Genomic DNA, 11,586 nt, shown 5'->3' with positions numbered 1-11,586 from the left:
GCTCATGCGGTCACTCTACCGGACAGGCGCAAGCCCTGATTTGTGCAACAAAGCCTGTCGGTGACGTTCTGTGTGCTTTCCCGGGCTTCGGTGATGGCAATGTCTTTGGCGAGGATGTTGACGTCGCCGCCGCCATTCACCCCGGTTGCCATGACGCTGCTGCCTGTCTGGGTGTATTTCTGGCCGGCCAGCAAAGTTACGTCGCCGGAGATGGCGCCAACCGTACTGCCGGTGGCCTGAGTAATCCTGGTGCTGCCATCCAGGCCTTGTTCGCGGCTGCCGATGGTAATGCCAAATCCGCCGCTACCCATGATGCCGGACTCTTTTTCGACACGGTGGTTGAGGTACTCGTCAGTGGAGCGCGCCTCCTTGAGCGTGAGGTTGCCGCCCGCTTGCAGCAGCGTGCCTTGATCGCTCACCACCTGGCTGCCGGTCAACGTCATGTCGCCGCCGGCAGCGGCTCTTACCGTCACGCCGGAAACACTGCTGCCTTTGGCAATGGTTTGTTGGTCATGATAGCGCTCATCGATGGTTTTGCTGGAGAAGGTGCCTTCTTCGGTATGGTGGCCCTGCCAGTCAACCGTGCGTGTTTGCTGGCCGCTGTCCAGTGAGATATCCCGCGCAGCCTGCAACTGGACCTGCCCCTTGTTGCTGGAGATATCAGCCGCTACTGCCTGAATGTCGCGACCGGCAACTAGGAATCAAACCACAACAACAATAGCTAAACTTGCCTCTTTGCCTTCTCGCTTTTTGCTGTCACAAATATACTTTGGCAAATCTTCAAGGGTATCACATGCTATCTTGAAATTATGAATATCATGAGCCCTCATTTCACTTGCAGTGCGCCATATTATTAGCAATTTCTCCTCCGGCAATAATTCCAACCCAGACCAAAGCGAATCATTAATGGCATCCCAGCTGTGATTGCTTGCCAGAGGAGGGTCAAGCGGCAATGTTGCTCTAACGCCATTGCAAAAAGTGTCCTTTGAGAAAATCCCGTCAGGGAGTTCAAAAATTAAATAGGAGGAATTTTTGTATGAATTAATAACATCGGCCGCAGTATTTCCTGATATTAAAAAGAAGCCTGGCTAACTCATTTTTTCATGTCACTCTACACCGGATGGTCGCAAGTACTAATTTATGCAACAAAGCCCTTGCAACAGGCACTACCATCAAAACCAAGGCCATTGACCTGGGTCTGATCAGCCACGTGTTACTTTCCATGTGGGCTGCGAAACCATATTTCCCGCGCCTGGTTAAGGCTAGGCTCATTTGCTCCTCCCTCCATATTTGGTTTTTTAAACTGAACCGGATCATCTTCCCAAAGGCAAATTGGACATATCTCATAATCTCCCAAAACGGAAATTGTGCGATCACCACAGCAAGGGCACTCACCCATTTCTACCGAGCTGCTATTCATTAAGCCGGCCCATCCGCTTGTGGTTGACCACCATGCCGCTTTGTCACAGCGTCGTTTCCTCAGCAATTCACAATGCACCCTGAGTGCAACTTGGTACTGCACTTACAATTCCGAATCCTGCTCTCCATAGCCTTCCTCATATGCACTGTAAAAAATAGCAAGATCAGTAGCTTCTCGCTCCTGAAGGCCTACAAAGTGACTAAATGAATTTACAAGAGCCGGGTAGCCAATAATAAACTTTGCCCCATACTCTTGAGCCAACCAGTTATACTGACCGTCATTTATTTTTTCAGCACAAAAATGCTGCGGAAATTTATTACTCTCAATGCGAAATAGAGAGGATGGAGCCCAGATAGGTTGAATATTCTTTTTGCTGACAAGATAATCAATCCTTTTTTCATAAAAAATTATACCCATAACGCGGTACACCTCACCCACCTCCAAGGGTGAATACTTAGTATCATCGGACTCTGCTAGAAAGCGCTCTTCACTTCCAACATGCTCTCCAGAATTAAATAAACATAAAACTTTCATTGACTATCCGTTTCATTTGAATTTGAAATCATCGACAGTGCCACTAATCCTATTGTATACATAGTGAATCTCCACCCCATTTACATTTTGACTCATCTTAACCCATCCATCACTTGCAGGCCATCTAGGGTCAGTCATTGGCACAGGAAGTTGCCGCCCAGCAGTGTGATTTGACATTACCTGCTGCATTGCAAGTTGTTCAGTAAGATTAGCCGGAGTCGTTCTGCCAGTAGAGCCCAAGCCAAGAGGCTTGGCTACAGAAGTACCTGATTTTTTTAATACACCAAGACCAATACTTAATATTGCCAACTGCTGATTACTAACTCCCAATCCTTTTGCATAATCAGCAGCCGCATCAGCAAGAACCCCTTGTATCGGATTGCCTGATGCCCCAGTTAACAGTGCATAACGCTCTTGTTCACTCAAAGGATGTCCGAAGAGCAGCTGTTCAAATCCAGCCCTCTTTGCATGGTCCATGGCATAGAATTGCTTTTCATATGGGGTTTGTAAGCTTGGATTCTGACGAATTACATCCAAATAATAGCGAGTATCCGTTTCTCTTGGAGTCTTGCTGTTACCAAAAGCCAAGTTTGCTACATCAACACCACCCTGGGCCAAGTTCTGGATTTGATTATATACAAGTGCCGCATCATTAATCTCGCGCATATGACTATCCAAACAAGATCTTGTCTGGCAGGCGCGCATAGCTTCTGAGTTGGCATCTGATAGTTTTGTAGCCTCGTCAACTACGGTCTTTACACAACCACTATCATGCGCAGCCCGACAAGCGGCCACTTTTTTTGCCAAGTCAGCGATCTGCTGATGCTTGAGATAATTATTTGTAACCTCATTGAATGCTGTACTGGCCCCCGCAGTGCCACCAACCGCTGCACCAGCTGCCGTTCCAGCCAATGTGACTAGGGCATTGTAAAGTGCGGGGTCGTTTTCTTGTGTAATACCGGAGGACTGAAGCAAGTCAGCGGCTTGTGCTGCCGTCAAACTCCCCGTCAAGCTGCCTGCAGCCCCTGATGCGCCACCTGTCAGTCCACCTATAACGGTGTGAAGCCCAATACGGTAAGTACCGTTATCGCCCCACTGATCGCTGATCTGTTTGGCCTGAGCATCAAGACTGTCCGCTTCAGCATCATTCCCCTCAACCCGAGCCTTAATTGCCTTGTTCTGGATAACATTGGCCTCCTTCATCTTTTCGGCTGCATAGTCCCCCACCAGTTTGCTCGCCTGTTGACCGAAGGTCTGGGTGATTTGCGCTTGCGCGTCCACCTCCTTCTGCACCTTGTCCGCATCAAAGATCGGCTTGAGGCCAGTCTGCGCATCTCCCGTGCGGGCGGCGGTGTTGCCCGCCACGCCGCTGATGCCGCTGCGGGTGTCGCTGTCGGCGCTGCCGCTGTCATTGCCAAAGCCAATCCCTGAACCGGACGGACTCCAGGCTCCCTGCATGTTCATCGAGGTGCCGATATTGACACTCTCGCTGCTGGCTTGGTATTCCGCATGGTTGTGCAGGTCTGTCATGGCGAGCTTGCCGCCCGTTTCGAACTGGTTCTTTTGCTCCTGCACGGCCTGTTCGGTGCTGGTGATCACGCCGCCAGTGAGCGTGGTATCGCCTTTTACCTTGACGTTGAAGCCGCCATCGCCAGCCAGTAAACCGCTCTGCTCACCCACACTGAGGAAGTCGCTGTTGACCTTGCTCTTGCTGTAGCTGAGGCTGCCGCCGATGCCGTTCGTGCCAAAGGAGAGGCTGCCACCCAGGCTTTGTTGTTTGCTGTCGTAGTGGTTTTTGTCTTGCAGGCTTTCAATGCTGAGATTGCCGCCCACATCGGCGGTAATCTGCTTGCCGGCCACCACGGCGCCTTTAAGCGCCAGGTCGCCGCCGCTGCTCAGGCTGACGTTCTCGCCGGCATTGAGATGGGTGTTGTTGTAGCTGACGCTGTCGCCATCGGCATGGCCCCGGCTCTTGGAGGCGTTGGCACTCACCGCGAAGCCGCTGCTGCCAATGCTAACGCCAATACTGGCGCTGCTGCCGGAGTTCTTGCCATGCTGTTGTTCCGTATCCTGGCTGGCCTGCAGCTGGATGCGGTTATCGGCGGCCAAGGCAATATCTTTGGCGGCTTTCAGGTCGCTGCCCTGAATCAGGATGTTGCTGTCCTGACCTGCGCCGGTGGCGACCAGGTTGATGGAGCCGGCGGCATTGATGCGACTGCCTGTGCTGGTATTGGAAGAGGATTCGCTATGTGATTCGCTGTGGCTGCTGCCGAGCGAGATGCTCAGATCAATCCCCCCGGCCTTGTCGGCGCTGTTGGCATCGCGGGTTTCCGGCTTGCCGTCGGCGCCGGTCTTGCCGGTTTTGATCTGGTTGTCCTTGCCGTCGATCGTTGTCCCCTGTCCCTCCTGCACCGCTTTGTAAGCGGAGTAGGCTGACATGCCGGTACTGGCGGCGGCCAGCGCCTTCATGCGGGAATCGCTGGTATTGCTGGCGGCTTTGGCCATTTGATCGGCGGTCTGGATGGCATTGACCACCGGATTCGAGATGGCAACAGTCAGCCCGCTTTGCTTGAACCAGGTGTCGGTGACGTTCTGCGTGGTTTCCCGGGCTTCGGTGATGGCAATGTCTTTGGCGAGGATGTTGACGTCGCCGCCGCCATTCACCCCGGTTGCCATGACGCTGCTGCCTGTCTGGGTGTATTTCTGGCCGGCCAGCAAAGTTACGTCGCCGGAGATGGCGCCAACCGTACTGCCGGTGGCCTGAGTAATCCTGGTGCTGCCATCCAGGCCTTGTTCGCGGCTGCCGATGGTAATGCCAAATCCGCCGCTACCCATGATGCCGGACTCTTTTTCGACACGGTGGTTGAGGTACTCGTCAGTGGAGCGCGCCTCCTTGAGCGTGAGGTTGCCGCCCGCTTGCAGCAGCGTGCCTTGATCGCTCACCACCTGGCTGCCGGTCAGCGTCATGTCACCTCCGGCAGCGGCGCTTACCGTACTGTGTGTGGCGCTATTGTCGACAGCGCCGGCCGTTACTGCCAGATGCTGCCCGCTTTGCAGCAAGCCTTGCTGGTTGTTCAGCGCGCCCTGGTTCAGTTGTACCGTCAAATCGCCAGCTGATTGCAATTTGCCTTGATGATTGTCGAGCGAGCCGGTGCTGATGCTTGCCGTCCCCTCGCTCACCATCTGGCCCTGGTTGCTGACATGGCTTTGCGCTGTCACTTGCAGACCGGTTTTGCTGCCGATGTAGCCCGCCGCGTTGTCCAGACTACCGGCCTTGAGCGTCAGTTGTCCGCCGCTGACCATACCCTGCGCGCCGCTATCCAGATTGCGAAGCTGTTCGCCCTGAGTGTCCGCGGACAGGGATTGGGCGGCTTGAATGGCCCCTCGTTGATTCAGCAAGCCAAGAGAACGCCGAAGCCTGATCCCCAACCAGCTTGAGCTGTTGAATGCGAAAGCAAGGAGCTTCGTTGACAGGCAGGGGGGCCATAGCACTAGCGGGCACACCCTGCTGGAGGTGGACATCGGGTGCGACCTCTTGCTCTTGGCGCAGGCTGCGAGTCCGTTCCTGCTGACGCAGGAATTCCTGATCTGAGAGCGAGGTGGCGATAGCGTTAGGGGAACAAAGGCTTAGCGTTAGCAGCAAACTGCAGGCGTACGGGGAACGAGCGACCATCTTGTCAATGCAAACTCATACTTTTTAATGAGATTGCATGGTAAAGACGGGATATGACTCATCCAAGTAGCCGTGGCAGTCTTTGGGACTCGGAAAAGGCTGAAAAGCCTGATATCTGGCGGATGGCGTTGCCAAAACCTGCGGAAAACAAGGGAAGATGATGATGACTTCGTACAAACACTTACATCTAAAAATAATGTCGCTACAAAACGACAGTTATTGAAAATTCATGGCCGAGCCACCTTCACACACATGACACCATGCCAGTGCGCACAGCACTCTGAAACGGCAAGCAGCAGCCCCTGTTGAATTCATCTGAAAAAAGTGCCATTGCCGAGGTTCCGCCGCAAGAGCCCGAAAAACAGATCAGGCCACACCGCTTTTGCCGAGGGGGACGTGCCCCGCACAAGAGGTGAAGTCATCAGCGGCCCTGCCCTCGCTTTTCCCTCATGCCCTAGCTCGGGAGCAATCCTTATCAAGACCTGCATGCTTGAACTACTCTCAAACTCATCCATCATTCGTAGAATGATGCCGGCAAGGGCAAACCGGGAAGTGACGCGATGAACAATAGCGGCGGTAAAACCCATTCGATAGAGCCCGCCCGAGGGGCGGGCTGCTCATTGTGCCGACATGGCGGCAGCCTGGATTTCGACTTCAGCTACGCTTTTCAGCCGATTATCGATGTGCGCAAGGCGCGGGTCTTTGCTCATGAGGCCCTGATTCGCGGGCTGGGCGGCGAGCCTGCGCAGACTGTGCTGGAAAGGGTAAACCCGGCTAATCGCTATCAGTTTGACCAAGCGTGTCGGGTACGCGCCATTGAGACTGCCGCGCGCCTAGGGCTGAGCGGCAAGCTGTCCATCAACTTCCTGCCCAATGCCATTTACCGTCCCGAAGTCTGCATCAGCACCACCCTGAGGGCGGCCGAGACCTGTGGTTTCCCCATCGACCGGATCATTTTCGAAACTGTCGAAGGCGAGCGTATCGAGGACGGCAAATGGCTGGCGGAGGTGTTCCGCGAATACCAGCGCATTGGCTTTCTGACTGCCATCGACGACTTCGGCGCTGGTTACGCCGGGCTGAATCTGCTGGCAGATTTTCAGCCGGACATCATCAAGCTGGATATGAGCTTGGTCCGAAGTATCGACAAACGCAAAACCAGCCATGCCATCGTCCGCGCCGTTGCCGGCATCTGTCACGAGTTGGACATACAGCTGATTGCGGAAGGCGTCGAAACACGGGACGAACTGTTTTGCTTGCAAGATGCCGGCGTTGAGCTGATCCAGGGCTACCTGCTATCGATGCCCCTGTTTGAAAGCTGCCTGCACGACGCGGACCTGACGCTGCCCGTCTGAAAAGTGATCATCCGGCAATGCCGGCAAAAAGAATGGCGCGCATGTGCGACACGATGTCATCGTCGCTGTAACGGCCATAGTCCTTCATGTAGTCCACCGCAGGGTCGCAAGTCCGCGAATAGTAGGTGTAGAGCAATACATCCGTCGGCAGGTCGCTGCGAATATCGCCCGCCCTCTTGGCCTGTTCCACCATCCCCTGCAACTGTTTGTGCAGCTTGTACACTCTTTGCACGTAGCGCAGGCTGCGGGTCAGCATTTCCCGCACCTGCGGACTAGTAGAAGGCAGGAACGGCAGGCCGCCTTCCAGCCGCACTCGCAGCGCCCATTCCAGCAGGCTTTCCAGCTTCTCTCTACCGCCAAGTGTCTCCTCCAGCCCGTCCAGATACGTCAGCGCACCGTCGAGCAAACGGATCATCACTTCGGTGGCGAGGTCTTCTTTTGATTTGAAATGCTTGTACAGACTTGGCTTGGAGATGCCGGCGCCATCAGCCACATCGTCCATGGTCATCAGGTCGAAACCCTTGCTCGCCAACAAGCGGGTGGTGGCGTCCAGCACGGTCTGTTCACGCAGCTTGAACGCCTGATCCTTGAAGCTGAGCTTGCTTAAAATACTCATGAGTACGACCTTTTACTAATCAGTAGCTTTTTTTCCAAAGCAGTTATATGCTGAATATAAGCACTGCGCAGCCCCCTGCCAAGCAATTTGAGCATCTCACCACTGATAGCCGGATTGGATCATGGCACCACAAGGGTGCGGGCAGCCAAGGCGATATGCCGCAGCGATCAAATCCATAATGTCGGGAGCCCAGGTGAAAGCTAATCCAGTACAACGTCAGCGCGTTGCCGTTATAGGCGCGGGCATCGCCGGTCTTGGCAGCGCCTGGCTGCTGTCCGGCAGCCATGACGTCACCTTGTTCGAGGCGGCAGATTACGCCGGCGGCCATACCAACACGGTGGATCTGAAACTGGAGGGCCGCAACCTGTCGGTTGATACCGGTTTTCTGGTATTCAATGAACGCACCTACCCCAACCTGATCGCCCTGTTCGCCGCACTGGGCGTGCCGTCCTGCAGCACCGAGATGTCCTTCAGCGTATCGCTGGATCAAGGGCGGGATGAATGGGCCGGCAGTAATCTCGACACCGTGTTCGCGCAACGGGCCAAACTGCTGTCCCCGCGCTTCCACGGCATGCTGTACGACATCCTGCGGTTCAACAAAGCAGCGCCACGCTTGCTGGAAAGCGCTTCCGCTCTGGGCTTGACGCTGGGAGAGTTGCTGCGGTTGGAGGGCTTCGGCCAACGTTTCCGCGATCACTATCTGGTGCCGATGGCCGCTGCCATCTGGTCCAGCCCCAGTAGTGAGATTTTGGATTTCCCGGCAGCCACTTTCCTGCGTTTCTGCATGAATCACGGCTTGTTGCAGGTAAGTCAGCGTCCCCGCTGGTTTACGGTCCCGGGTGGCGCGCGCCAGTACGTAACAAAACTGCTGGAGCGCATACGCGATCTGCGCCTGTCCTCGCCAGTGCTCTCGGTGCGACGAGATGACCAGGGCGTCATCGTAAACAGTCGCCACGGCGAGGAGCGCTTTGACAGCGTGATCTTTGCCACCCACGCGCCGCAAACCCTCGCCATGCTGGAGGACGCCAGCGCCGAAGAGCGCGCGGTGCTGGCGCCGGTGCGCTATCAGCCCAATACCGCCATCCTGCATGGCGACCCGGCCTTGCTGCCTAGGCGACGCAAAGTGTGGTCGGCGTGGAACTTCCTGGCTGACAGTGGACAGTCGTCGCAACGCGCCGTCTGCGTCAGCTACCTACTCAATACCTTGCAGCCGCTGCCCGTTTCATCCCCGGTGATAGTAACCCTGAACCCGGTACGCGAGCCGGAGCGCTCGCTGGAGTTCGCGCGCTTCATTTATGAACATCCCTTGTTTGACCAAGCCGCCATCCAGGCGCAGGCCCGGCTGCCCAGCTTGCAAGGCAAGCGCCGCGCCTGGTTCGCCGGCGCCTGGACAGGCTACGGCTTTCATGAGGATGGCCTGAAGTCGGCATTGCGGGTGGCGCAAGACTTTGTCGCGCTGCCGGCCTGGGCGAGACTGGACTGATGGCCGACGCCTACCTCGTTAAGGGCCTGGTGATGCATCAGCGCCTGCGTCCCGCCCGCCACCGTTTCCTTTACCCGGTGTTTGCCGTGCGCTTGCGCCTGTCGGCGCTGGACGACATCGGCAATGCCTGGTTTGGCGTCAACCGTCGACGGCCTGTTTCTGTGCAAACGCGCGACTATGGCCCGCGCGACGGCAGCCCGCTGCTGCCCTGGATTCGCCGGCAGTTGGCAGAAGCCGGCCTGCCGTACGATGGCGAGGTGTGGCTGCACACCTTTCCCCGGCTGTTCGGCTACGCTTTCAACCCGGTCAGCTTCTGGTATTGCCATGATGCCACCGGTCAGCTGGTGGCCATACTCGCCGATGTCAACAACACCTTTGGCGAGCACCACGCCTACTTGCTGGCCAATCGACAAGGCGGCCCCATACGAAACGGGCAAGCGCTTACCTGCCGCAAGCGCTTGCATGTCTCCCCCTTTTGCCGGGTGGAAGGGCATTACGCCTTCCGGCTGGCGGAAAAACCGGACCGTATGCTGATGCGCATCGATTACCACGATGAGAACGGGCTGCTGCTCAATACCAGCGTATCCGGCGCCCTGAGCCCGCTGACACCGGCCGCCGCGCGCGCCGCCCTCCTCGCCCAGCCCTTGCTGACCGTCTCCATCATTGTCCGGATTCACTGGCAAGCGCTGCGCCTGTGGCTGAAGAAAGTGCCTTTCTTCGGCAAACCTCACCCCCCTTCCAACAGTCTGACTCACGGGCAGGAGTACCAACCATGAGCCTATCCCGCACGCTGGACGCGCCGCGCTGCGCGCCGCCGTTTGCCGCGCGCCTGCTATTGTCGCGCCTGAAGCACATCACCCACGGCAGCTTGCGCCTGATCGCGCCGGACGGCTCGGCTCACTGGTTCGGTGCTGATGGGGAAATGCCGGAAGCCGAGTTGCGGCTGCATGACTGGGCGGCTTGCCGCAAACTGCTGTTGGCTGGCGATATCGGTTTTGCCGAGGCCTATCGCGACGGCCTGCTGGATTCGCCCGACCTGACGGCCCTGTTGCGACTGGCGTTGCGCAACGAAGCCGCGCTCGGCTCCGCCGCTGCAGGCAGTTTGCCGGCCCGGACCTGGTACTGGCTGAAGCACAAGCTGCGCCGCAACAGCAAAAGCGGCAGCAAGCGCAACATCCATGCGCACTACGATCTGGGCAACGACTTCTACCAATTGTGGCTGGACCCGAGCTGGACCTACTCCAGCGCCTGGTTTGACGGGCATTACGATTTGCCGCTGGCACTGGCGCAAGCGGCAAAGTACCAGCGCATCTGCGATGTCCTGGGACTGAAACCCGGCATGCGGGTGCTGGAAATAGGCTGTGGCTGGGGCGGTTTTGCCGAGCATGCCACGCGGCAAGGCATCGCTGTGCATGGCGTCACCATTTCCGACGCTCAGCTTGAGTTCGCCCAGCAGCGCCTGGCCGACAACGCCCTGGCGCTACTGGAGTGGCGCGACTATCGCGACTTGACTGGGCAGTACGACGCCATCGTCTCCATCGAGATGTTTGAGGCAGTAGGCGAAGCCTACTGGCAAGGCTATTTCCGCAAGCTGCGCAGCCTGCTCAAACCAGGCGGCAAAGCATTGGTCCAGAGCATCACCATTGATGAGCGCCGCTTTGACAGCTACCGCGCCGGCAGCGACTTTATCCAGGCGTTCATTTTCCCAGGTGGCATGCTGCCCAGCCGGAATGAGTTCCAGCGACAGGCTCGCAAAGCAGGACTGGATACGCACGACCGGCTGGATTTTGGCCGCGACTACGCTGAAACCTTGCGCCGCTGGCGAATGGGCTTCGAACACGCGCTGGACGCAGTGCGCAAGCTCGGTTTTGACGATGCTTTCATCCGCGTCTGGCGTTTGTATCTGTGTTACTGCGAAGCCGGCTTCGACGAAGACAGCATCGGCGTATCGCAGTTTGTCTTGCAGGAGGCGCGGACATGAAACGCCTGCGCAAGCTCTTGCTGGCCGGGCTGGCGCTGCTGGCTGGTTGCGGCACCTCCAACGTAGAAAGCTACCGCGACAACACACCAAAACTGGACTTGTACCGCTTTTTCACCGGCCATACCCAGGCCTGGGGCATGTTTCGCGACCGCAACGGACAGCTGGTCAAGCGTTTCACAGTGGATATCAACGGCCGCCGCGACGGCGACGCCCTGATTCTGGATGAACGCTTCGTCTACGCCGACGGCGCGCGCCAGCAGCGCAGCTGGCGGCTCGAACCCAAAGGTAATGGCCAGTGGCGCGGCACGGCACCGGATGTAATCGGCGAAGCGCAAGGCGAAGTGGCAGGGAACGCGCTGCGCTGGCGTTACAGTTTGCGTCTGCCGGTGAATGGGCGCGAATGGGAAGTGGACTTCGATGACTGGATGTTCCTGCTGGATGATCGCGCCATGCTCAATAGCGCGCGCATGAGCAAATTCGGCCTGGGGCTGGGTGAAGTCAGCCTGTTTTTCCGCAAGGAGTAAGGC

The 11,586-nt window shown here is 57.0% G+C and carries 11 protein-coding genes; 5 read left to right on the top strand and 6 right to left on the bottom strand.

Annotated elements, in window-relative coordinates:
- Window positions 1–2: 2 nt before the first annotated feature.
- From Q0P52_RS18400 to Q0P52_RS18390, 5 genes are all read right to left on the bottom strand, one after another.
- Window positions 3–632 (bottom strand): hemagglutinin repeat-containing protein, encoded by a 630-nt coding sequence (locus Q0P52_RS18400; RefSeq protein WP_293765939.1) that lies wholly within the window; start codon window positions 630–632, stop codon window positions 3–5.
- Window positions 633–701: 69 nt separating this feature from the next.
- Entirely contained in the window at window positions 702–995 is a 294-nt protein-coding gene (locus Q0P52_RS19365) for a barstar family protein (protein ID WP_293765983.1), read from the bottom strand.
- Window positions 996–1,213: 218 nt separating this feature from the next.
- A complete protein-coding gene (locus Q0P52_RS19360; RefSeq protein WP_366062714.1) occupies window positions 1,214–1,399 on the bottom strand; it encodes a CPCC family cysteine-rich protein in 186 nt (61 codons plus the stop codon).
- A 123-nt stretch (window positions 1,400–1,522) separates the two neighbouring features.
- Window positions 1,523–1,954 (bottom strand): hypothetical protein, encoded by a 432-nt coding sequence (locus tag Q0P52_RS18395; protein WP_293765940.1) that lies wholly within the window; start codon window positions 1,952–1,954, stop codon window positions 1,523–1,525.
- A 12-nt stretch (window positions 1,955–1,966) separates the two neighbouring features.
- The gene (locus Q0P52_RS18390; protein ID WP_293765941.1) at window positions 1,967–5,353 is read right to left on the bottom strand and encodes a hemagglutinin repeat-containing protein; all 3,387 of its coding nucleotides are present in this window, start codon (window positions 5,351–5,353) and stop codon (window positions 1,967–1,969) included.
- Between the two features lie 834 nt (window positions 5,354–6,187).
- On the opposite strand from Q0P52_RS18390, the gene Q0P52_RS18385 reads away from it, so the two are divergent.
- Window positions 6,188–6,979 (top strand): EAL domain-containing protein, encoded by a 792-nt coding sequence (locus Q0P52_RS18385; protein ID WP_293765942.1) that lies wholly within the window; start codon window positions 6,188–6,190, stop codon window positions 6,977–6,979.
- A gap of 7 nt (window positions 6,980–6,986) precedes the next feature.
- Here Q0P52_RS18385 and Q0P52_RS18380 read toward each other — a convergent pair whose 3' ends face one another.
- A complete protein-coding gene (locus Q0P52_RS18380) occupies window positions 6,987–7,595 on the bottom strand; it encodes a TetR/AcrR family transcriptional regulator (protein WP_293765943.1) in 609 nt (202 codons plus the stop codon).
- Window positions 7,596–7,788: 193 nt separating this feature from the next.
- Here Q0P52_RS18380 and Q0P52_RS18375 point away from each other — a divergent pair, with 193 nt between their 5' ends.
- The 4 genes from Q0P52_RS18375 to Q0P52_RS18360 are packed head-to-tail and all read left to right on the top strand — an operon-like array spanning window position 7,789 to window position 11,583.
- The gene (locus Q0P52_RS18375) at window positions 7,789–9,078 is read left to right on the top strand and encodes an FAD-dependent oxidoreductase (protein ID WP_293765944.1); all 1,290 of its coding nucleotides are present in this window, start codon (window positions 7,789–7,791) and stop codon (window positions 9,076–9,078) included.
- Window positions 9,078–9,854, top strand: coding sequence for a DUF1365 domain-containing protein (locus Q0P52_RS18370; RefSeq protein ID WP_293765945.1), 777 nt, complete (start codon window positions 9,078–9,080; stop codon window positions 9,852–9,854). The genes Q0P52_RS18375 and Q0P52_RS18370 overlap by 1 nt, the downstream gene beginning before the upstream one ends.
- Complete coding sequence (locus tag Q0P52_RS18365; RefSeq protein WP_293765946.1) at window positions 9,851–11,059, top strand: cyclopropane-fatty-acyl-phospholipid synthase family protein; 1,209 nt, start codon at window positions 9,851–9,853, stop codon at window positions 11,057–11,059. The genes Q0P52_RS18370 and Q0P52_RS18365 overlap by 4 nt, the downstream gene beginning before the upstream one ends.
- A complete protein-coding gene (locus tag Q0P52_RS18360) occupies window positions 11,056–11,583 on the top strand; it encodes a DUF3833 domain-containing protein (RefSeq protein WP_293765947.1) in 528 nt (175 codons plus the stop codon). The genes Q0P52_RS18365 and Q0P52_RS18360 overlap by 4 nt, the downstream gene beginning before the upstream one ends.
- Window positions 11,584–11,586: the final 3 nt, after the last annotated feature.

The organism is uncultured Aquitalea sp., from assembly GCF_945957525.1.
GTDB lineage: Bacteria > Pseudomonadota > Gammaproteobacteria > Burkholderiales > Chromobacteriaceae > Aquitalea.
The sequence above is the reverse complement of the archived record's forward strand: the minus strand, read 5'-3'. Positions and strand labels throughout refer to the sequence as shown.

What these genes read in the sequence shown, in the direction of transcription:
- Q0P52_RS19360 (WP_366062714.1), bottom strand. Translation starts at nt 1,399, where the DNA reads ATGGGTGAGTGCCCTTGCTGTGGTGATCGCACAATTTCCGTTTTGGGA.
- Q0P52_RS18395 (WP_293765940.1), bottom strand. Translation starts at nt 1,954, where the DNA reads ATGAAAGTTTTATGTTTATTTAATTCTGGAGAGCATGTTGGAAGTGAA.
- Q0P52_RS18385 (WP_293765942.1), top strand. Translation starts at nt 6,188, where the DNA reads ATGAACAATAGCGGCGGTAAAACCCATTCGATAGAGCCCGCCCGAGGG.
- Q0P52_RS18380 (WP_293765943.1), bottom strand. Translation starts at nt 7,595, where the DNA reads ATGAGTATTTTAAGCAAGCTCAGCTTCAAGGATCAGGCGTTCAAGCTG.
- Q0P52_RS18370 (WP_293765945.1), top strand. Translation starts at nt 9,078, where the DNA reads ATGGCCGACGCCTACCTCGTTAAGGGCCTGGTGATGCATCAGCGCCTG.
- Q0P52_RS18365 (WP_293765946.1), top strand. Translation starts at nt 9,851, where the DNA reads ATGAGCCTATCCCGCACGCTGGACGCGCCGCGCTGCGCGCCGCCGTTT.
- Q0P52_RS18360 (WP_293765947.1), top strand. Translation starts at nt 11,056, where the DNA reads ATGAAACGCCTGCGCAAGCTCTTGCTGGCCGGGCTGGCGCTGCTGGCT.